The sequence below is a fragment of the Sanguibacter keddieii DSM 10542 genome (assembly GCF_000024925.1).
Lineage (GTDB): Bacteria > Actinomycetota > Actinomycetes > Actinomycetales > Cellulomonadaceae > Sanguibacter > Sanguibacter keddieii.
This window is the reverse complement of the sequence record NC_013521.1, coordinates 2242154-2262204: the sequence shown is the minus strand read 5'-3', so window position 1 is coordinate 2262204 and position 20051 is coordinate 2242154. Positions and strand designations below refer to the sequence as shown.

The window sequence follows — 20051 nt, the reverse complement described above, 5'->3', positions numbered from 1 at the left end:
GCCAGGAACACCTTCAGGGTGCCTCTGGCTCACGGGTTGCGTGTCAGCTGACCCGGGTCCAGGTGCCGTGCAGCTGGACGAACTCTCCGCCGATGACGGAGGAAGCCATGCATGCACCGTTGGTGTAGTCCTCGATGTGGGTGACGTGGTCACCGGAGTCCGGCTCGGTCCAGCGGACGATGTGCAGTCCGTCGCGGACCTTCGTGGTGGTGTACTCCATCGTCTCGACACGGCCCTTGATGGCTCCGCCGGTGACGGTGAAGGTCACCTGGGTCTCGGTGTCGAAGGTGATCTCGACGGTGAAGTGACCCAGCGGAGTGTCGGGGCCGAGGTCAGCGAGCCAGGTCTGTCCGACGCTGGGGAGGGGTGCGTTGATCTCCATGGGGTTCTTCTCTCTTCGTGGTGTGCGCAGGGGTGCGGAGGCGGTGGGGGTTCAGAACTCGAGGACGAGGCGGCCTCGGCGGCCGCGCTGCTCGAGGAGCGTGTGGGCGGTCGCGGCGTCGGCTGCGGGGAGCGTGCCGGCGACCCGGGTGGTGAGGTGCCCCTGCTCGACGTCGCGGGCGAGCTTGTCGATCGCGTCGTGGCGCAGGTTGGAGCGCATGACGTACGAGCCGAAGACGGAGATGCCGCGTCCCGGGGCGACAGCTGTGGGCAGGTAGAAGGCGATCTGACCGCCGTCGCGCACGGCGCCGGTGACCTGGTCGGTGAGGATCGCGGCGTCGGCGAGAGCGTCGGCGCCGCGTCCTCCGGTGAGAGCGCGGACCTCGTCGACGAAGTCAGCAGAAGGGTCCACGACGTGCGTCGCACCGAAGCCCAGCACCAGAGGCGTGTCGTCGGCCGAGGCCGAGGCGATGACGACCAGCCCCCGTGAAGCCGCGAGCTCGACGAGGTACCCGCCGACGGCGCCGGTCGCGCCGGTCACCGCGAGGACATCGCCGGGGGTGAGGTCGAGGTGCTCGAGCGTGATCTCGGCCGTCAGTGCGTTGGACAGGAACGAGGCTGCCGCCGGGTAGTCCGCGGTGCTGGGCTTGCGCGTCACCGACAGGGACGACAGGACGATGAGCTCGCTGTAGCCTCCGTGGCTGCCCTCAGGCACGACGAACCCGATCGCGGGGTCGCCGACCGTGAGGTCGAAGTCACCGGGCTGCTCGGGGCCGACCTCGTCGATCGTGCCCGCGACGTCCATGCCGGGGACGACCGGGTCGGTGATCGGCTCGTCCTTGCCGGCGAACCCACCTGAACGGATGATCGCGTCGACGGGGTTGACGGCCGCGGCGTGCACGCGGATGCGCACCTGTCCTGGACCGGCGTGGGGCTCGGGGATGTCGAGGGTACGGAGCACCTCTGGTGCGCCGTACTCGCTCAGACCGATGACTCTCATGCATGTTCTCCTTCGTCCGAACCGCCGGGTGGGGGTGCCTCTCCGGCGCCGTGATCCCACGATGTCACCTCCCCGAGAGACGTTGCAGGGGAGGGAAAACTACCCCCCAGGAGTGTTCGCGACCGCGATCACCTGGGCGCGATGGTGTGCCGTGAGAAAATCGCCAGATGGCTGGAGAGACACGATGGCGAGAACTGGGAGACTTCCTCCGAGCACGCAGGGCTGAGCTCACCCCTGCAGATCTCGGTCTCCCGATCTCTGGTCAGATCAGACGCGTCCCAGGGCTCCGTCGCGAAGAGGTAGCTCAGGCGACGTCGATCAGCACGGAGTACTACACCCGCCTGGAGCAGGGCAGGCTGCCAGCCTCTGCTCCCGTGCTCAACGACCTGGCTCGAGTGCTCCAGCTGACCTCAGACCAGCGCGCCTACCTGACCGGACTGACTGGCAAACCGGTGACCGGCACCGTTCCCCCCGTCCACAGGACGCTCGATGCCCCAGTCCAGCGGATGCTCGACGACCTGGTCGCGACACCGGCGTTCGTGATGGGTCCTCGGACCGAGATCGTCGGATGGAACGCACTGGGTGCAGCGCTCATCACCGACTTCGCTGCGATCCCCGAGCACGAGCGGTACTTCATCCGCCTGCTGTTCACAGACCCCGCGATGCGCGAGCTCTACGCCGACTGGCTCAGCGTCGTAGACCTCGCCATCGCACAGCTGCGCATGGACAGCGCCGCCAACCCGGAGGACGAGAAGCTGCACGAGATCGTCAGGGACCTCTCGGAGATCGACCCTGACTTCCACGATCTGTGGAGCAGCCACGAGGTCGCCGTCCGAGGGTCAGGGACCAAGATCTTGTGGCACCCGGTGGTAGGTGAGCTCACGCTCGACTGGGGCGCTCTCACCGACGGCGCCGGGCACACGATGATCATCTGGACAGCCGAGCGCGGCTCCGCCTCCCACCTTCGGCTCGAGCGGCTGGCGGAGATCTCTGAAGACTGATCGAGCAGATTTGGTGGGGAAGAGTCTGGACGTACTAGCGGGGGAGGGCTGTGCCAGGGATGCTCGAGAGGGTGAGCAGCTCTGGATCTCCCACGGCACACCTCTGAGGACGAGCTTCTAGACGATCAAGACGTGCGCCGCTCTGAGGCATCGCACGTCGGCGTGCAGCCTCTACGACGGTCGACCGACGACGCTCGACCTCAGGTGCGGCGTCCTCGCCCGTCACTACCGGGATGGTCTCGGCCACGATGGCTAGCGTCGCGCGAAGATCGTCAGCCGAGAGCGTCTCATCCCGGGCCTGATGCTTCTCACCGCCGTGTTCTTGCTCGCCGCCGCGTGCTGCCCGGGCACGACGTCGACCGAGGCCTCGTCAGGGCCTCTGAACCGCAGGTCGAGGTCTGTCGAAAGTGCCTCCGACCTACGAAAGCATGGTGCCCCGGGTGGGATTCGAACCCACACTGGATCGGGTTTGAGCCGAACGCCTCTGCCGGTTGGGCTACCGGGGCCTGGTGCTTCTGGGCAGCGCCCGACTATGAAACCACAGTCGCGCCTTCCGGTGCGTATCCGTGGGGGAGCGCCACGGCCTCCTCCCTGCTCCTCGGCCTGGAGGGCCTGATCCCGACCGTCTGGTCAGTGTGCTGTATCCGACGCTCAGAAGGTGCGCATCCTGGGGCTCCGTCGGACTACCATTGCGTTCGTGACGGACAACGAAGAGAAGAAGAGCATGCTCCCTCTGGACCTCCCGCCTCTCCTGGAGCCGGTCGAGACGCCTGAGGAGGAGCCCGCAGCACCTCCGGCGCGCAAGGTGCGCCGTGCCGTCGTCGCCGAGGACGAGGCCCTCATCCGCATGGACGTCGTCGAGACGCTCCGTGAGGCCGGCTTCGACGTCGTCGGCGAGGCAGGCGACGGCGAGACCGCCGTCAGGCTCGCCCTCGAGCTCAAGCCCGACGTCGTCGTGATGGACGTCAAGATGCCCGAGCTCGACGGCATCTCGGCGGCCGAGCGCATCGGCAAGGCGCACGTCGCGCCCGTCGTGCTGCTCACCGCGTTCTCGCAGACCGAGCTGGTCGAGCGTGCCCGCGACGCCGGTGCGATGGCGTACGTCGTCAAGCCCTTCAGCCCCGCGGACCTGCTGCCGGCCGTCGAGATCGCCATCTCGCGCTACTCGCAGATCAGCGCCCTCGAGGCCGAGGTCGCCGACCTCGCCGAGCGCTTCGAGACCCGCAAGCGCGTCGACCGCGCCAAGGGCCTGCTCATGTCGAAGATGGGCCTGAGCGAGCCGGAGTCCTTCCGCTGGATCCAGAAGACGTCGATGGACCGTCGCCTCACCATGCGTGAGGTCGCCGACGCCGTCATCGACCAGGTCGGCGACAACTGACCTGAGCCTGTCCGCCCCGCTGTTGACCCGCAGGGTCGAGAGGGGCAGTCTAGGTCGAAGCGATCACCCCCCCTGTCGAGGAGCTCTGCTCATGCGTGCACTGGTCGATGTCCGACCCGCCGTCGCGTCGGACCTGCCGGTCCTGGCCCGGCTGAGCGTCTCCGCGCGTCACGAGGCAGGCACCGGCGTGCAGCTGTGCGTGAGCGACGAGGAGCGGCTCACCCGCCAGCTCGCGACGCTCACGGGCCTGCCGGGTGGTCGTATCAAGGTCGCCGTCATCGAGGGCCAGCCCGTCGGGTTCATGCTCGTGCGCATCATCGAGCCGAGCCTGTTCAGCGACGTCACCTCGGTGTACATCGAGGCGCTCTACGTCTCGCAGGACTTCCGCCGGCGCGGCGTCGGCCACGCGCTGCTCACCGCAGCCGGTGACCTCGCCGCGTCCGTCGGTGCGCTCGACGTGTACTCCGTGCCGCTCCCCGGGTCGCGCGGCGTGCAGCGCTTCCTCGCCCGCCTCGGCTTCGCGCCCGCAGCATCCCACCGTGTCGTCACCACGGCCGTGCTGCAGCGCAAGCTCGCCGCGGAGAGCGCCGGCCGCCGCCAGGTCCGGGGTATCGAGGACCTCATCGCCCGGCGCCGCCGCGCCCGCATCGAGACCAACAGCGGGCCCCTCGACCTGCGTGCCTTCCAGGCGAGCCTGGCGACCGGGGCGGTCCCCGTCGTCGACCAGCCCGCCGACGACCTCACGCCTGAAGACCTCGACCGGGACGTCGAGCGCGCCGGTCACCCGGAGCACTCAGGTCGTCGGCGTGAGCACCAGGCAGGTTAGCCGCGCCGTGCAGATCCGACGGTCGTCCTCGTCGGTCAGCACGATCTCGTAGCTCGCGGTCGTCCGCCCCAGGTGGAGGGCTGTCGCCACCCCGGTGACCACCCCGGAGCGTGCCGCCGAGTGGTGCGTCGCACCGACCTCGATCCCTACGACGAACCGGCCCTCACCGGCGTGCGCCTGCGCCGCGAGCGACCCGAGGGTCTCCGCGAGCACGACGCTCGCCCCGCCGTGCAGCAGCCCGGCCGGCTGCGTGTTGCCCGCCACCGGCATGGTGCCCACCGCACGCTGGGGGCCGACCTCGACGAGCTCGATCCCCATCCTCTCGATGAGCGTGCCGCGGCTGAGGTCTGCGAGCTTCTGGGTGATGTCGTTGTCGGTCATGAGAGATAGGTTTGCAGGTGTGACCGACACTTCGCGACCCAGGCTCCTGCTGATCGATGGCCACTCCATGGCGTACCGGGCGTTCTTCGCCCTCCCGGTGGACAAGTTCTCCACCACGTCCGGCCAGCACACCAACGCCGTGCACGGCTTCATCTCGATGCTCGCCACGCTGCTGCGCGTCGAGGAGCCCACGCACGTGGCCGTCGCCTTCGACGCCGGGTCCACGACCTTCCGCACCGAGGCCCTCCCCAGCTACAAGGGCACCCGCGACGCGACCCCTGAGCCCTTCAAGGGCCAGGTGCCGCTCATCAAGGAGGTCCTCGAGGCGATGCACGTGCGCCACCTCGACAAGGACAACTTCGAGGCCGACGACATCCTCGCGACCCTGTCGTCGCAGGCCGACGCTCTCGGGATGGAGGTCCTCGTCTGCTCCGGCGACCGTGACTCCCTGCAGTTCGTCAACGAGAACGTCACGGTGCTCTACCCCGTCAAGGGTGTGTCCGAGCTCGCGCGCATGACCCCGGACGCCGTCCGCACCAAGTACGGCGTGGAGCCGCACCAGTATCCGGAGCTCGCGGCTCTCGTCGGCGAGACGAGCGACAACCTGCCCGGCGTCCCGGGCGTGGGCCCCAAGACGGCGGCCAAGTGGATCAACCAGTTCGGCAGCCTCGAGCAGATCCTCGACCGCGCCGGCGAGATCAAGGGCAAGGCGGGGGAGTCGCTGCGCGACCACCTCGACGTCGTGCGCCTCAACCGCCAGCTCAACCACCTGCTCACCGACGTCGAGCTGCCCTTCGGCCCCGACGACCTCCGCGTGCAGCCGTGGGACCGCGAGGCCATGAGCACGGTCTTCGACGCGCTCCAGTTCCGCACGCTGCGCGAGCGCCTCTTCGCGATGCACCCCTCGGCCGACGACGACGAGAACGCGGCCCCCGCGGTCGAGGTCACCGTCGAGGACCTCGCCCCGGGCCTGCTCGAGGCGTGGTTCGCCGAGCACGACCAGCGCCCGCTCGGCCTCGAGGTCGCCGGCCGGCCCGTCCCGGCGGGCGGCGACGCCTGGGCCCTCGCCATCGCCGACGGTCCCGGCTCGGCCGTCGCCCTCGACCTCACGGACCTCTCGGCCGCCGACGACACCGCGCTGAGCGACTGGCTCTCCGACCCGACCCGCGCCAAGGTGGTGCACGGCGGCAAGAGCGTCTGGCACGAGCTCGCCTCCCGCGGCTACTCGCTCGAGGGCGTCGTCTTCGACACCGAGCTCGCCGCCTACCTCTGCTTCCCCGACCAGCGCAGCTACGACCTCGGCGACCTCGCCGAGCGCCACCTGCACCGCGAGCTCACCCCGGTCGACACCTCGAGCGACCAGGGTGCGCTCGACCTGTCGGTCGGCGAAGACAGCGAGGGCGGGCGGCTCGCCGTGCGCGCCGCCGCACTCACCGACCTCGCCGAGGTGCTCCGCGGCGAGCTCGGCGACCGCAGCGCCGAGCCGCTCCTCACCGAGCTGGAGCTGCCGCTGTCGGCCGTCCTCGTGCACATGGAGCGCCACGGCATCGCCATGGATGTCGACTACCTGCGTGAGCTCGAGCAGCACTTCGGCGAGCTCGTCACCGGTGCCGCGGCGTCGGCCTACGAGGTGATCGGCCGCGAGGTGAACCTCGGGTCGCCGAAGCAGCTCCAAGAGGTGCTGTTCGACCAGCTCGACATGCCCAAGACCAAGAAGATCAAGACCGGGTACACGACCGACGCCGCCGCCCTGGCCGACCTCTTCGTCAAGACGGAGCACCCGTTCCTCAAGTTCTTGCTCGACCACCGCGACTCGACTCGCCTGCGCCAGACCGTCGAGGGGCTCCTCAAGTCGGTCGCGGACGACGGCCGGATCCACACGACCTTCCAGCAGACCATCGCCGCGACCGGGCGCCTCAGCTCGACCGAGCCGAACCTGCAGAACATCCCCATCCGCACCGAGGCGGGCCGCCGCATCCGCCGTGCCTTCGTGGTCGGTGACGGTTACGAGACGCTGCTGACCGCCGACTACTCGCAGATCGAGATGCGCATCATGGCGCACCTGTCGGGCGACGAAGGGCTCATCGAGGCCTTCCGTACCGGAGAAGACCTGCACAACTACGTCGGGTCACGCGTGTTCCAGGTCGAGACCTCAGCGGTGACGCCGGCCATGCGGTCGAAGATCAAGGCGATGTCGTACGGGCTCGCCTACGGGCTGTCGTCCTTCGGTCTCTCCAACCAGCTGAACATCGACGTCAAAGAGGCGTCGAAGCTCATGGAGGACTACTTCACGCGCTTCGGCGGCGTGCGCACCTACCTCGCCGGCGTCGTCGACGAGGCGCGCGCCAACGGCTACACCGCCACCATCATGGGACGTCGCCGGTACCTGCCCGACCTCACGAGCGACAACCGGCAGCGTCGTGAGATGGCCGAGCGGATGGCCCTCAACGCGCCGATCCAGGGCAGCGCGGCCGACATCATCAAGGTCGCGATGCTCGGCGTCGAGAAGGAGATCGCCGTGCGCGGCCTGCGCTCCCGGCTGCTCCTGCAGGTGCACGACGAGCTCATCCTCGAGGTGGGCCACGGTGAGCTCGAGGAGCTCACCACGCTCGTGCGCGAGCAGATGGGGTCCGCCGCCGACCTGCTCGTCCCGCTCGACGTGTCCGTCGGCACCGGCTCCAGCTGGCACGACGCGGGGCACTGAGAGACACACTCGTCAGGCGCCCGGCCGATCACGGTCGGGCGCCGCGTCGCGAAGCCTCAGGGCGGCGTGTCAGCGCGACGGCGTGTCAGCCTGACGCCGTGTCAGGCAGGAGCGCGGCAGCTGAAGATGGCCGTGCCCGGGAGCAGGCGACCGCGGGTCGGGCTCCACCCGCCCCAGACCTGGTCGTGCCCGTCCGGCCACTCCGGCTCGACCACGTCGACGAGCTGCAGGCCGGCCGCCGCGATCTCGCGGACGTGGTCGCCGAGGGTGCGGTGGTACTCGGCGTAGGTCACCGTGCCGGCGTCGTCCCGCTCGGCGTAGGGCCGGCGGTCGAAGTACGACCGCTGCGCCGTGAGCCCGCGCTCCGTCGGGTCGTCCGGGAAGGCCCACCGCACCGGGTGGGTCACCGAGAACACCCAGCGGCCACCAGGCCGCAGCACACGTGCCACCTCGCGGTGCACCTGCACGGCGTCGGGCACGAAGGGGATCGCGCCGTAGGCGGTGAACACGGTGTCGAAGGAGCCGTCGGCGAAGGGCAGGTGGCGCGCGTCGACCTGCAGCACCGGGACGCGCGTCCCGGCGGTCGCGTCGATCTGCCGGCTCTCGCGCAGCATGCCGAGCGACACGTCGGTCGAGACCACCTGCGCCCCGTGCCGCGCGAGCCAGCGGCCGCACTGCGCCGCGCCCGACCCGATCTCGAGCACCTGCGCCCCGCGGAGCTCCTCGACGGGGCCCAGCAGGTGGGCGTCGCCCTCGCGCAGGCCCTCCGGGCACCAGCAGAAGTCCTCGGTCCCGAGGAAGGTGCCGTGCTCCGCGAGGTACTCGGCAGCGTTCTCGTCCCACCAGCCGCGGCTCGCAGGACCGGCGGCCTCGTCGGGTACGTCCTGGTACCCGGCGCGCAGTGTTCTCTCGGTCGTCACCCGACCAGTCTGGCGCATCCGCCGTCGTCGTGGTGGCCGTCGGGGCGTCGGGCCAAGTCGTCAGCCGCAGGGTCGGCAGGGTGCTCGACGGCAGCCGTCTCGCTGGGACCAAAGGCGGCCCCGACCAGGGGAGCGGCTCTGTAGGGTTGACTCGTGGGCCCGTCACGGGCCCACGACGATGCTGGTCACCTTTCATTTCTTGAGGGAGTTCGAATGAGAATCGGTCTGCTCACCGGCGGTGGCGACTGCCCAGGGCTGAACGCTGCGATCCGTGCGGTCGTCAAGCAAGGTCTGGGGGAGTACGGGCACACCATCATCGGCTTCCGCAACGGCTGGAAGGGCGTGGTCGACGGTGACGTCCGGACCATGTCGCGAGAGGACATCCGCAACGTCCTCCCGCAGGGCGGCACGCTCCTCGGCACCGCACGGTTCCACCCGCACTCCGCCGACGGCGGGCTCGACGGCGTCATGGCCACGCTCGAGGCCGAGCGCATCGAGGCGCTCATCTGCATCGGCGGCGACGGCACCCTCCACGCCGCCAACAAGGTCGCCGAGCAGGGCATCAAGATCGTCGCGATCCCCAAGACGATCGACAACGACGTCTACGGCACGGACCTGTCGATCGGCTTCCACACCGCGGTGAACATCGCGACCGAGGCGATCGACCGCATCCACACGACCGCGGAGAGCCACAACCGCGTCATGGTCGTCGAGGTCATGGGCCGGCACGCCGGCTGGATCGCCGTGAACGCCGGCATCGCGGGCGGGGCCGAGCTCGTGCTCGCCCCCGAGGAGCCCTTCGACATGGACCGCATCGTCAAGTTCCTCAAGCACCGTCACCGCTCGCACGCGAACTTCTCGATCGTCGTGGTCGCCGAGGGTGCGCTGCCCAAGGAGGGCAGCTCGATGCAGTACGAGGCCCAGCTCGGCAAGTTCGGCGAGATCATTGCCGGTGCCATCGGCGAGCGGGTCGCCAACGAGATCGCGACCCGGACCGGCTTCGACACGCGCCTGACGATCCTCGGTCACGTCCAGCGCGGCGGCACGCCCACGCCGACCGACCGCATCCTCGGCAGCCGCTTCGGCGTCGCGGCCGTCGACGCGATCAGCCGCGGCGAGACCAACGTCATGACGGCCCTGCGCAACGAAGAGGTCGTCCTCGTCCCGCTCGAGGAGATCGCCGGGAAGGTCAAGCACGTCCCCGACGACCTCCTCAGGGTCGCGCGCGTCCTCGCCTGACGCCCAGACGACCCGTGGACGGCTCCTGGGCCTGCTCAGGGGCCCGTCCACTCCCGCGCGTCCACGTTGACCCGTCGACTGCACCCCCGGTAAGGTTCATGGCGGTGCAGTACGGTCGCGCCCGTAGTCGTCCGACCAGCTCGTGGCTGGTCGTCGCAGCGGGTGACAGCAGTGAAGATGCTGGACGGCACTCAACGTACGAGCACCACGTCTCACATCCCGTGCGTCCGCGCACGAACCAGCACCATCCCTATCCGAACTACTTCCTGTCCGCATCGGAGCACCTGACTCAATGACCATCTCTACCCCCGCGAAGTCCGCCCCGCAGGTCGCCATCAACGACATCGGCACTGCAGAAGACTTCCTTGCAGCCATCGACGCCACCATCAAGTACTTCAACGACGGTGACATTGTCGAAGGCACCATCGTCAAGGTCGACCGCGACGAGGTCCTCCTCGACATCGGTTACAAGACCGAAGGCGTCATCCCCTCCCGTGAGCTGTCCATCAAGCACGACGTGGACCCCGGAGAGGTCGTCAAGGTCGGCGACGCCGTCGAGGCCCTCGTCCTCCAGAAGGAGGACAAGGAAGGCCGTCTGATCCTGTCCAAGAAGCGCGCACAGTACGAGCGCGCCTGGGGCACGATCGAGAAGATCAAGGAAGAGGACGGCGTCGTCACCGGCACCGTCATCGAGGTCGTCAAGGGTGGCCTCATCCTCGACATCGGTCTTCGTGGCTTCCTCCCCGCCTCGCTCGTCGAGATGCGCCGCGTCCGCGACCTCCAGCCGTACGTCGGCAAGGAGATCGAGGCCAAGATCATCGAGCTCGACAAGAACCGCAACAACGTGGTCCTGTCGCGCCGTGCCTGGCTCGAGCAGACGCAGTCCGAGGTCCGTTCCACCTTCCTGCAGACGCTGCAGAAGGGCCAGGTCCGCCCCGGTGTCGTCTCCTCGATCGTCAACTTCGGTGCCTTCGTGGACCTCGGCGGGGTCGACGGTCTCGTCCACGTCTCCGAGCTGTCCTGGAAGCACATCGACCACCCGGGCGAGGTCGTCGAGGTCGGTCAGGAGGTCACCGTCGAGGTTCTCGACGTCGACTTCGACCGCGAGCGTGTCTCCCTGTCGCTCAAGGCGACGCAGGAAGACCCGTGGCAGACCTTCGCCCGTACGCACGCCATCGGTCAGGTCGTGCCGGGTAAGGTCACCAAGCTCGTCCCCTTCGGTGCGTTCGTGCGCGTCGAGGACGGCATCGAGGGCCTCGTGCACATCTCGGAGCTGGCTGTCCGCCACGTCGAGCTGCCCGAGCAGGTCGTCAACGTGGGCGACGACGTCTTCGTCAAGGTCATCGACATCGACCTCGAGCGTCGCCGCATCTCGCTGTCGCTGAAGCAGGCCAACGAGGGCGTGGACCCGGAGTCGGACGACTTCGACCCCGCGCTCTACGGCATGGCTGCCGAGTACGACGAGGCCGGGAACTACAAGTACCCGGAGGGCTTCGACCCCGAGACGAACGAGTGGCTCGAGGGCTTCGAGTCGCAGCGTGAGACCTGGGAAGGCCAGTACGCCAAGGCGCACGAGCGCTGGGAGTCGCACCGCAAGCAGGTCGCCGAGGCCGTCAAGGCTGACCTCGAGGCCGCTGAGTCGGGCGAGACCGAGTCCGGCTCGGGCTCCTCGTCGGCCAGCACCTACTCGTCGGCTCCGGCCGCTGAGCCCACCTCCGGTGGCGGCACGCTCGCCTCGGACGAGGCTCTCGCCGCGCTCCGCGAGAAGCTCACCGGTAACTGATCTGACCTGAGGGCCCCGGTCCTCGGAACAGCTCAGCACCACCACGCAGGGCCGGTCACCTTCGGGTGACCGGCCCTTCGTGTGTCCAGGCGCACGTGCGTCCAGACGCATACGCGCCCGGGCGCAAAGCACCAGGAGCCCGCGAGGCCGCACCAGACCCCGCGAGGTCGCACCGACAGCGCTGAGGTCGTACAGACACGCCGAACGGCCCTCGGGAAGACGCGGATCTGGCGTGTCTGTGCGACCTCGACGGCAGGGGCGCGACCTCGGCGTCAGGGGATCTGATCGCCGACGGCGTTCAGACCGGCCGTGTCAGACCGCCGGCGGGGGAGTGCCGACGGCTTCGGCGAACTGGGTGTGGTACAGGTCGGCGTAGAGCCCGCCGGCGGCCAGCAGCTCGGTGTGGGTGCCCTGCGCGACGACGTGACCCTCGTCGAGCACGACGATGCGGTCGGCCTCACGGATGGTCGACAGACGGTGCGCGATGACCACGGAGGTCCGGCCGACCAGCGCAGCGCTCAGCGCACGCTGGACCGCGGCCTCGGACTCGGAGTCCAGGTGCGCGGTGGCCTCGTCGAGCACGACGACGTCCGGAGCCTTGAGCAGCAGCCGGGCGATCGCGAGGCGCTGGCGCTCACCACCAGACAGCCGGTACCCACGGTCACCGACCACGGTGTCGACGCCCGAGGGCAGGGACTCCACGAGGTCCCAGATGTGCGCGGCGCGCAGCGAGTCCTCGATCTCGGCATCGGTCGCCTCGGGCCGCGCGTAGCGCAGGTTGCCGGCGATGGTGTCGTGGAACATGTGCGAGTCCTGCGGGACCGTGCCGACGGTGGCGCGCAGCGACGCGAGCGTCACGTCACGCAGGTCCTGGCCGGCGACGCGCACCGACCCGCTGCTCGGGTCGTACATGCGGGTGACGAGCTGCGACAGGGTCGTCTTGCCGGCTCCGGACGGGCCGACCAGCGCGACCATCTCGCCGGGCTCGACCCGCAGGCTGACGCCGCTGAGCGTGGTGCTCTGCGGGTCGTTGACCAGGGTGGCGACCGACTCGAGCGAGGCGAGGGACACCTCCGAGGCAGTGGGGTACCGGAACGTCACGTCGCACAGCTCGATGCTCGCACCCTCGGTCGCGAGGGCGTCGCGCAGGTCCGTCGCGTCCTCGGCGTCGGTGACGCTCGGCTCGAGGTCGAGGACCTCGAGCACCCGCTCGAAGCTCACGAGGGCCGTCATCACGTCGACCTGCACGTTGGACAGGGCGGTGAGCGGTCCGTATAGCCGGCCGAGGTAGGCGGTGAGCGCCACGACCACGCCGACCGTGAGCCCGCCGGAGATCGCGCTGAGACCGCCCACCCCGTAGACGATCGCGACGGCGAGGGCAGCGACGGTGGTGAGACCGACCCGGAAGTACGTCGAGTACATCGCCAGCTTCACGCCGATGTCTCGTGCACGGGACGCGTCGCGGGCGAAGCGGCGGGACTCGTCGTCGGGTCGGCCGTAGGTCTTGGCGAGGTGGGCGCCGGCGACGTTGAACCGCTCGTTCATCGTCTGCGAGGTGTCGGCGTTGATCTCGTAGGACTCGCGCGTGAGGCGGGCCAGCCGCGGCCCGATCCAGCGCGCGGGCAGGATGAACGCCGGCAGCAGGACGAGCGAGAGCGCGGTGAGCTGCCAAGACATGGAGAACATCGCCGCGAGGACGAACACGACCGTGAGGGTGTTCGAGAAGACGCTCGACAGCGTCGAGGTGAAGGCCTGCTGGGCTCCGAGCACGTCGCCGTTGAGGCGCTGGACCAGCGCCCCCGTACGCGTCCGCGAGAAGAAGGCGAGCGGCATCTGCTGCACGTGGTCGAACACCGCCACGCGCAGGTCGAGGATCAGCCCCTCGCCGATACGGGACGACAGCCAGCGCTGCGCCATGGTGAGGAGACCGGAGGCGATCGCGAGGGCCGCGACGAGCCCGGCCAGCCAGAGGACGACGTCGCGGCGGCCAGGAGTGATGCCGTCGTCGATGATCGCCTTGAAGACCAGCGGCGTGGCGGCGCCGATGAGCGCATCGACCGAGATGAGTGCGAGGAACACGGCCAGCTGGCGCTTGTAGGGCCGCGCGAACCCGAGCACGCGACGGACGGTGCCGTCGGCGAGCCGGTGCTGGGTGACGTCGCGCTCCTGGCGGAACGAGCGGAGCTGTCCGCCGCCGCCTCCTTGGTGCATCGACACAGATGGATCCCTTCGACGTGCGTGCTGTGGTGCTCCTCGGCTCGCGCCGACCGGGTGTCCGCCACGCTCCCCGTGCCCGCTGCGGGCGGGACGCGATACGTTGGTCCGACGCCCGCACCGCGGGCGTCGGACGAGAGGGCTCCCAGGAGCCGCTCTCGACGCACCGTGCGGGGAGAGGGACTCAGATGATCAGGATAGGTCTGACCGGTGGCATCGCCGCCGGCAAGTCGGTCGCCTCGGCGCGGTTCGCCGAGCTGGGTGCCGCGGTCATCGACCACGACGTGCTGGCCCGCGAGGCGGTCGAGCCGGGCACGGTGGGCCTCGACCAGGTGGTCGCGGCGTTCGGCCCCGAGGTCCTCACCGCGGACGGCTCGCTCGACCGACCGGCCCTCGGGCACGTCGTCTTCGGCGACCGCGCGCGTCTGGACCTGCTGAGCTCGATCGTCCACCCCGAGGTCGCCCGGCTGTCTGCCGAGCGCGAGGCGGCCATCGCCACCGCTGATGCCAACGCCGTCGTGGTCCACGACATTCCCCTGCTCGTCGAGACGGGGCAGCAGGAGACCTTCCACGTGGTGGTCGTCGTCGACGCGCCCGCCGACCTGAGGATCCGCCGCCTCGTCGAGAACCGGGGGATGGACCTCCCCGAGGCGCGCCGCCGGGTGGCGTCCCAGGCGACCGACGAGGCGCGGCTCGCCGCGGCCGACGTCGTGCTGCCGGGCACCCACGAGGAGTCCGACCTGCGCGCCGCCGTCGACGCGCTCTGGGCGCGCCTGCAGGACGAGGTCGAGGCGGAGACGCCGGTTCCCTAGCAGGGCAGCGACGCTCGTCGCTCGGAGCACCGGGCGTGCTGCGTGACTCGGCGAGCCGGTGCGTGGTGGGCGGCACACTGGGCCCGGTGGGCGTTGTCGGTGGCTGGTCGTACGGTTGTCCTATGCGACCTGTGACAGATCTCCAGCGGACCGTGGCGCCCTTCGAGGTGATCTCGGAGTACACCCCCTCCGGTGACCAGCCGACGGCCATCGCCGAGCTCTCGCAGCGCATCCAGGGCGGTGAGAAGGACGTCGTGCTCCTCGGTGCGACAGGTACCGGCAAGTCGGCGACCACCGCGTGGCTCATCGAGAAGCTGCAGCGGCCCACGCTGGTCATGGCTCCGAACAAGACCCTCGCCGCGCAGCTCGCGACCGAGTTCCGCGAGCTCCTGCCCAACAACGCCGTCGAGTACTTCGTGTCGTACTACGACTACTACCAGCCCGAGGCGTACATCGCGCAGACGGACACCTTCATCGAGAAGGACTCGTCGATCAACGACGAGGTCGAGCGGCTGCGCCACTCCGCCACGAGCAACCTGCTGACCCGCCGCGACGTGATCGTCGTCGCCTCGGTGTCGTGCATCTACGGCCTCGGTACCCCGCAGGAGTACGTGGACCGCATGGTGCGCCTCGACGTCGGCGACCAGGTCGACCGGGACACCCTGCTACGCAAGTTCGTCACCATGCAGTACACCCGCAACGACATGGCGTTCACCCGCGGCACGTTCCGGGTGCGCGGCGACACGGTCGAGATCATCCCCGTGTACGAGGAGCTCGCGATCCGCATCGAGTTCTTCGGGGACGAGATCGAGGCGATCCAGACGCTGCACCCGCTCACGGGTGACGTGGTGCGCAACGAGACCTCGATCCACCTGTTCCCGGCCACCCACTACGTGGCCGGCCCGGAGCGCATGGAGAAGGCGATCGCGTCGATCGAGGCCGAGCTCGAGGAGCGCCTCGCGACGATGGAGGCGCAGAACAAGCTGCTCGAGGCGCAGCGCCTGCGTATGCGCACCACCTACGACATCGAGATGATGCGCGAGATCGGCAGCTGCTCGGGGATCGAGAACTACTCGCGGCACATCGACGGACGTGGACCGGGTACGGCACCGCACACGCTCCTCGACTACTTCCCCGAGGACTTCCTGCTCGTCATCGACGAGTCGCACGTGACCGTCCCGCAGATCGGCGCGATGTACGAGGGCGACATGTCGCGCAAGCGCAACCTCGTCGACCACGGCTTCCGCCTGCCGAGCGCGATGGACAACCGCCCGCTGCGCTGGGAGGAGTTCGTCGACCGCATCGGCCAGACCGTCTACCTCTCGGCGACGCCCGGCAAGTACGAGCTGTCGATGTCCGACGGCTTCGTCGAGCAGATCATCCGCCCCACCGGGCTCATCGACCCCGAGGTGGTCGTCAAGCCGACCAAGGGGCAGATCGACGACCTGCTCGAGGAGATCCGCGTCCGCGCCGAGAAGGACGAGCGCGTCCTCGTCACGACGCTCACCAAGAAGATGGCCGAGGACCTCACGGACTACTTCCTCGACAAGGGCGTGCGTGTCCGGTACCTGCACTCCGAGGTCGACACGCTCCGTCGCGTCGAGCTGCTGCGCGAGCTGCGCATGGGGGAGTACGACGTCCTCGTCGGCATCAACCTGCTCCGTGAGGGTCTCGACCTCCCCGAGGTGTCGCTCGTCGCGATCCTCGACGCCGACAAGGAGGGCTTCCTCCGCTCGGCGACCTCTCTCATCCAGACGATCGGTCGCGCGGCTCGTAACGTCTCCGGACAGGTCCACATGTACGCCGACACGGTGACCCCGTCGATGGCCATGGCCCTCGAGGAGACGGACCGCCGCCGCGAGAAGCAGGTCGCGTACAACCTCGAGCACGGCATCGACCCGACGCCCCTGCGCAAGAAGATCAGCGACGTCACCGACATGCTGGCCCGCGAGGACATCGACACCCGCGAGCTGCTCGAGGGCGGCTACCGCAAGCCGGCCAAGGGTGGCGCACCGCTCCCCGGCGGACCCAAGGAGGGCGCGACCTCGGGGAACCGGCTCGCCGTCGCGGCCGCCGGCGACCTCGTCGGGCTCATCCAGGAGCTCGACGAGCAGATGCACGCGGCGGCCGCCGAGCTCCAGTTCGAGCTCGCCGCCCGCCTGCGCGACGAGGTATCCGGCCTCAAGAAGGAGCTGCGGCAGATGCAGGCCGCGACGGCCTGACAGCGCCCTACGCACGAGAGACGCGGCACCCCGGGAGGGCGCCGCGTCTCTCGTGTGAGGACCTCTCTCGTCTGAGGCGACCGTCGCGTCCGAGGCAGTCGTCGCTCTCAGCCGAGCGTCAGGGACGGAGCCTGCTCAGGCAGCCCAGGGCCCGAACACCACGGTCCACTCGGTGACCGCACGCGCCGCGACGAGCTCCTGCTGCGCGAAAGGGTCGGCGTCGAGGATCGCGCTGACCGCCTCGGCGGACTCGCCCTGGAGGATCAGGAGCGCGCCCTGCATGTCGTCGTCCGACACCGGGCCGGAGGCCAGCAGGATCCCGGCGGCGTAGAGCCCGCCGAGGAACGCGCGGTGCGCGGGACGGTGCGTGTCACGGGCGGCGGAGTCGTCGGTGTAGACGTAGGTCACGGCGTAGGTGGTCATGGAGGCATTCAAGCACCTTCGCCGCACGACATCGTCACCGGCCGGCGTCGTCACCAGCCGCGCGACCGCCACTCCTCGAGGTGCGGACGCTCTGCGCCGAGGGTCGTCGGGGCGCCGTGCCCGGGGTGCACCACGGTGTCGTCGCCGAACCGGTCGAACACGCGCTCGACCACGTCGTCGAACAGCTGGGTGAAGCGCTCCGGGTCACGTCGGGTGTTGCCGACGCCCCCGGGGAACAGCGAGTCGCCGGAGAACACGTGGGCGCGGCCTGGGACGGCGTCGGGCTCGACCGTCTCCTCGGGCTCCACGAGGACGAGGGCGACAGACCCGGGCGTGTGGCCGCGCAACCCCACCACCTCGATCTCCAGGTGTCCGACTACCAGCCGTTCGCCGTGGTGCAGCCGCTGCCGGGTCGGCACGGCGATGTCCTCGGCGTCCTCCGCTCCCGCGGCGGTCGTCGCCCCGGTGACCCCCACCATGTCCTCGAGCGCCCCGACGTGGTCGTGGTGGCTGTGCGTGGTGACGATCAGGTCCAGGCGCGCCGACCCCGACCCCTCGCGGACGAGGGCGAGCAGGCGGTCGGAGTCCGCCGCAGCGTCGACCAGCACCTGCGCGCCGGTCGAGCGGCAGGTCAGCAGGTAGGCGTTGTTGTCCATCGGGCCGACGGACACCGACCGGATGTCGACGTGGTCCAGCCGGGTGAGGTGCGACGGTGCGCCCTCCGCTGTGCTCCGGTCTTCGCTCATCGTGCTGCCTTCCTCGAGACGTCGTCCATGCTGCTACCTGCCACCTGCTACCTGCTACCTGCTACCTGCTACCTGCTACCTGCTGCTCGCGACGTGCGGCTCGCGCCCGCCGTTCGTCTCCTCGCCGTCGGCGTGCAGAGCCGCTGAGTGCAGCCCTGGCCTGTCGTTGGTCGCACGGTCGAGGCTGTGCACGGCGCGCACGAGCCCGAGGTGCGAGAAGGCCTGCGGGAAGTTCCCCGCCATCCGCTGCCGCTCGTCGTCGTACTGCTCGGCCATGAGGCCGAGGTCGTTGGCCGAGGCCACCAGGGTGTCGAGCAGGTGGCGGGCCTCGTCGGCCTCGCCCATGCGGGCCAGCGCGTCGACCAACCAGAAGGAGCACACGAGGAACGGCGCCTCGTCGCCCTCGAGGCCGTCGCCGGCCTGTTCGACCTCGTACCGCCGGACGAACCCGTCGTCCGTCCCGAGGGACCGGCGGATCTCGCGCACCGTGCTGACGAACCGCTCGTCGGTCGCCTCGATGAAGCCGACCTGCGCCATCTGCAGGAGCGCGGCGTCGGTGTGCTCCGCGCCGTAGTACTGCACGAAGGTCCCACGCTCGGCGTCGTACCCGCGCTCCAAGACCTGCGCGTGGATCTCGTCGCGGACGGCGCGCCATCGCTCCACCGGCCCGTCGAGGCCGTGCACCTCGACCCCACGGACGGCACGGTCGATGGCCGCCCAGCTCATCACCCGAGAGTGGACGAAGTCCCGCTCGGGGCCGCGCACCTCCCAGATGCCACGGTCGGGGCGGTCCCACTGCTCTACGAGGGCGTCGACGAGGTGGCGCTGCAGCGACCAGCTGTCGGCCGTCTCGGTGAGGCCGGCGTCGCGCGCCATGTCGAGGGCGCACATCACCTCGCCGAGCACGTCGTTCTGCACCTGGTCGACGGCCGCGTTGCCCACGCGCACGGGCCGTGACCCGGCGTAGCCCGGGAGGTGGTCGAGCTCGCTCTCGGGGAGGTCCCGTCGGCCGTCGACGCCGTACATGATCTGCAGGTCCTGCGGGTCTCCGGCGACGGCCCGCAGCAGCCAGTCCCGCCAGCCAGCGGTCTCGTCGTGGTACCCGGACTCGACGAGGGCCTCGAGCGTCATGGCCGCGTCACGGAGCCAGCAGTACCGGTAGTCCCAGTTGCGCTCACCGCCGAAGTCCTCGGGCAGCGAGGTGGTCGGCGCCGCGACGATCCCGCCCGTGGTGGTGCTGGTGAGCAGGCGCAGCACCAGGAGCGAGCGGACCAGCTGCTCGCGGTACGGGCCGTCGTACGGGGTCTGCCGTGCCCAGTCGTGCCAGCTGTCGTTCGCCGCGGCGATCTCGTCGGCGACGGACAGCGGCGGGGGAGTCGGCTGCCACGACGGGCTCCACGTCGACGAGAAGGTGAACCGCTGCCCCTCGTGGGCCTCGAACACGTCCCGGTGCCGGTGGTCGTCGGCCTCGGGCAGCCGGGTGCCGCGCAGCAGGAGGGAGTCAGGTCCGGCGATCGCGCGGACGGCGTGCCGGCCGTGGCCGTGGTCGTCCTCGACCCGGCTGACCCACGGCTCGTAGGCGCCGTAGCCGAACCGCACCACCCACTCGTGCTCGACGGTGACCACGCCCTCGAGCACCTCGAGCTCCCGGACCAGGTCGGCGCGCCCGTCCCCCGGGGGCATCGCGTCGACGACGCGTGCCCTGCCGGTCGGGGTCGTGTACGTGGTCTCGAGCACGAAGGAGTCCCCGAGGTAGCGGCGGGTCACGGAGCCTGCGTCGCGGACGGTGAGCAGCCAGCGCCCGTGGTCCGGGGTGCCGAGCAGGGCGGCGAAGCAGGCGGGGGAGTCGAAGTCCGGCAGGCACAACCAGTCGACCGACCCGTTCCGGCTGACGAGCGCGCAGGACCGGCCGTCACCCAGGACGGCGTAGTCCGCGATGGGCGTCGAGCAGGGCGACGTGTCGTGGGCTGAGGCGGTGCTCGGTGCTGGGCTGGGGCTGGTCGGCATCCATCGATTGTGGT

16 protein-coding genes, 1 tRNA gene and 1 pseudogene are annotated in these 20051 nt (G+C 69.8%); 9 read left to right on the top strand and 9 right to left on the bottom strand.

Annotated features, from left to right (window positions below):
* Positions 1-43 precede the first annotated feature (43 nt).
* Positions 44-382, bottom strand: coding sequence for a MoaF-related domain-containing protein (locus SKED_RS19000; protein WP_052293883.1), 339 nt, complete (start codon positions 380-382; stop codon positions 44-46).
* A gap of 51 nt (positions 383-433) precedes the next feature.
* Positions 434-1381, bottom strand: coding sequence for an NADP-dependent oxidoreductase (locus SKED_RS09940; protein WP_012867020.1), 948 nt, complete (start codon positions 1379-1381; stop codon positions 434-436).
* Positions 1382-1548: 167 nt separating this feature from the next.
* On the opposite strand from SKED_RS09940, the pseudogene SKED_RS20965 reads away from it, so the two are divergent.
* Positions 1549-1800, top strand: a pseudogene (locus tag SKED_RS20965) (helix-turn-helix domain-containing protein); the annotation flags it as partial.
* An 87-nt stretch (positions 1801-1887) separates the two neighbouring features.
* Positions 1888-2382 (top strand): MmyB family transcriptional regulator, encoded by a 495-nt coding sequence (locus SKED_RS20960; RefSeq protein WP_245534548.1) that lies wholly within the window; start codon positions 1888-1890, stop codon positions 2380-2382.
* A gap of 429 nt (positions 2383-2811) precedes the next feature.
* Here SKED_RS20960 and SKED_RS09930 read toward each other — a convergent pair.
* Positions 2812-2888 (bottom strand) — tRNA-Leu (locus SKED_RS09930).
* A 218-nt stretch (positions 2889-3106) separates the two neighbouring features.
* On the opposite strand from SKED_RS09930, the gene SKED_RS09925 reads away from it, so the two are divergent.
* Positions 3107-3760 carry an ANTAR domain-containing response regulator gene (locus SKED_RS09925; RefSeq protein WP_042439004.1) on the top strand — a complete coding sequence of 218 codons (654 nt, stop codon included), beginning with the start codon at positions 3107-3109 and terminating at the stop codon, positions 3758-3760.
* A gap of 91 nt (positions 3761-3851) precedes the next feature.
* Positions 3852-4586, top strand: a complete 735-nt coding sequence (locus tag SKED_RS09920; RefSeq protein ID WP_012867017.1) for a GNAT family N-acetyltransferase — start codon at positions 3852-3854, stop codon at positions 4584-4586.
* On the opposite strand, the gene SKED_RS09915 is transcribed toward SKED_RS09920, so the two are convergent.
* Positions 4554-4967, bottom strand: a complete 414-nt coding sequence (locus tag SKED_RS09915) for a hotdog fold thioesterase (RefSeq protein WP_012867016.1) — start codon at positions 4965-4967, stop codon at positions 4554-4556. The genes SKED_RS09920 and SKED_RS09915 overlap by 33 nt on opposite strands.
* Here SKED_RS09915 and polA point away from each other — a divergent pair.
* Positions 4966-7671 carry a DNA polymerase I gene (gene polA, locus SKED_RS09910; protein WP_012867015.1) on the top strand — a complete coding sequence of 902 codons (2706 nt, stop codon included), beginning with the start codon at positions 4966-4968 and terminating at the stop codon, positions 7669-7671. The two genes, SKED_RS09915 and polA, sit on opposite strands and share 2 nt — an antisense overlap.
* A gap of 101 nt (positions 7672-7772) precedes the next feature.
* On the opposite strand, the gene SKED_RS09905 is transcribed toward polA, so the two are convergent.
* Positions 7773-8609 (bottom strand): class I SAM-dependent methyltransferase, encoded by an 837-nt coding sequence (locus tag SKED_RS09905; protein ID WP_012867014.1) that lies wholly within the window; start codon positions 8607-8609, stop codon positions 7773-7775.
* Positions 8610-8804: 195 nt separating this feature from the next.
* On the opposite strand from SKED_RS09905, the gene SKED_RS09900 reads away from it, so the two are divergent.
* Together SKED_RS09900 and rpsA are read left to right on the top strand one after the other, a co-directional pair.
* Positions 8805-9830, top strand: a complete 1026-nt coding sequence (locus SKED_RS09900; protein ID WP_012867013.1) for a 6-phosphofructokinase — start codon at positions 8805-8807, stop codon at positions 9828-9830.
* Positions 9831-10122: 292 nt separating this feature from the next.
* Positions 10123-11613 carry a 30S ribosomal protein S1 gene (rpsA, locus tag SKED_RS09895; RefSeq protein ID WP_012867012.1) on the top strand — a complete coding sequence of 497 codons (1491 nt, stop codon included), beginning with the start codon at positions 10123-10125 and terminating at the stop codon, positions 11611-11613.
* 312 nt (positions 11614-11925) lie between these two features.
* Here rpsA and SKED_RS09890 read toward each other — a convergent pair whose 3' ends face one another.
* The gene (locus tag SKED_RS09890; RefSeq protein WP_042439001.1) at positions 11926-13824 is read right to left on the bottom strand and encodes an ABC transporter ATP-binding protein; all 1899 of its coding nucleotides are present in this window, start codon (positions 13822-13824) and stop codon (positions 11926-11928) included.
* A gap of 191 nt (positions 13825-14015) precedes the next feature.
* On the opposite strand from SKED_RS09890, the gene coaE reads away from it, so the two are divergent.
* Positions 14016-14639, top strand: coding sequence for a dephospho-CoA kinase (gene coaE, locus SKED_RS09885; RefSeq protein ID WP_012867010.1), 624 nt, complete (start codon positions 14016-14018; stop codon positions 14637-14639).
* Positions 14640-14761: 122 nt separating this feature from the next.
* Complete coding sequence (gene uvrB, locus SKED_RS09880) at positions 14762-16861, top strand: excinuclease ABC subunit UvrB (RefSeq protein WP_012867009.1); 2100 nt, start codon at positions 14762-14764, stop codon at positions 16859-16861.
* A gap of 135 nt (positions 16862-16996) precedes the next feature.
* On the opposite strand, the gene SKED_RS09875 is transcribed toward uvrB, so the two are convergent.
* The 3 genes from SKED_RS09875 to SKED_RS09865 form a co-directional block, all read right to left on the bottom strand.
* The gene (locus SKED_RS09875; RefSeq protein ID WP_012867008.1) at positions 16997-17284 is read right to left on the bottom strand and encodes a YciI family protein; all 288 of its coding nucleotides are present in this window, start codon (positions 17282-17284) and stop codon (positions 16997-16999) included.
* A 50-nt stretch (positions 17285-17334) separates the two neighbouring features.
* Entirely contained in the window at positions 17335-18030 is a 696-nt protein-coding gene (locus SKED_RS09870; protein ID WP_012867007.1) for an MBL fold metallo-hydrolase, read from the bottom strand.
* Positions 18031-18105: 75 nt separating this feature from the next.
* Complete coding sequence (locus SKED_RS09865) at positions 18106-20037, bottom strand: glycoside hydrolase family 15 protein (protein ID WP_012867006.1); 1932 nt, start codon at positions 20035-20037, stop codon at positions 18106-18108.
* Positions 20038-20051 lie beyond the last annotated feature (14 nt).

Coding starts and splice junctions, on each gene's coding strand:
- SKED_RS19000 (WP_052293883.1), bottom strand. CDS start 382: ATGGAGATCAACGCACCCCTCCCCAGCGTCGGACAGACCTGGCTCGCT.
- SKED_RS09940 (WP_012867020.1), bottom strand. CDS start 1,381: ATGAGAGTCATCGGTCTGAGCGAGTACGGCGCACCAGAGGTGCTCCGT.
- SKED_RS20960 (WP_245534548.1), top strand. CDS start 1,888: ATGCTCGACGACCTGGTCGCGACACCGGCGTTCGTGATGGGTCCTCGG.
- SKED_RS09925 (WP_042439004.1), top strand. CDS start 3,107: ATGCTCCCTCTGGACCTCCCGCCTCTCCTGGAGCCGGTCGAGACGCCT.
- SKED_RS09920 (WP_012867017.1), top strand. CDS start 3,852: ATGCGTGCACTGGTCGATGTCCGACCCGCCGTCGCGTCGGACCTGCCG.
- polA (WP_012867015.1), top strand. CDS start 4,966: ATGAGAGATAGGTTTGCAGGTGTGACCGACACTTCGCGACCCAGGCTC.
- SKED_RS09915 (WP_012867016.1), bottom strand. CDS start 4,967: ATGACCGACAACGACATCACCCAGAAGCTCGCAGACCTCAGCCGCGGC.
- SKED_RS09905 (WP_012867014.1), bottom strand. CDS start 8,609: ATGCGCCAGACTGGTCGGGTGACGACCGAGAGAACACTGCGCGCCGGG.
- SKED_RS09900 (WP_012867013.1), top strand. CDS start 8,805: ATGAGAATCGGTCTGCTCACCGGCGGTGGCGACTGCCCAGGGCTGAAC.
- rpsA (WP_012867012.1), top strand. CDS start 10,123: ATGACCATCTCTACCCCCGCGAAGTCCGCCCCGCAGGTCGCCATCAAC.
- SKED_RS09890 (WP_042439001.1), bottom strand. CDS start 13,824: ATGCACCAAGGAGGCGGCGGCGGACAGCTCCGCTCGTTCCGCCAGGAG.
- coaE (WP_012867010.1), top strand. CDS start 14,016: ATGATCAGGATAGGTCTGACCGGTGGCATCGCCGCCGGCAAGTCGGTC.
- uvrB (WP_012867009.1), top strand. CDS start 14,762: ATGCGACCTGTGACAGATCTCCAGCGGACCGTGGCGCCCTTCGAGGTG.
- SKED_RS09875 (WP_012867008.1), bottom strand. CDS start 17,284: ATGACCACCTACGCCGTGACCTACGTCTACACCGACGACTCCGCCGCC.
- SKED_RS09870 (WP_012867007.1), bottom strand. CDS start 18,030: ATGAGCGAAGACCGGAGCACAGCGGAGGGCGCACCGTCGCACCTCACC.
- SKED_RS09865 (WP_012867006.1), bottom strand. CDS start 20,037: ATGCCGACCAGCCCCAGCCCAGCACCGAGCACCGCCTCAGCCCACGAC.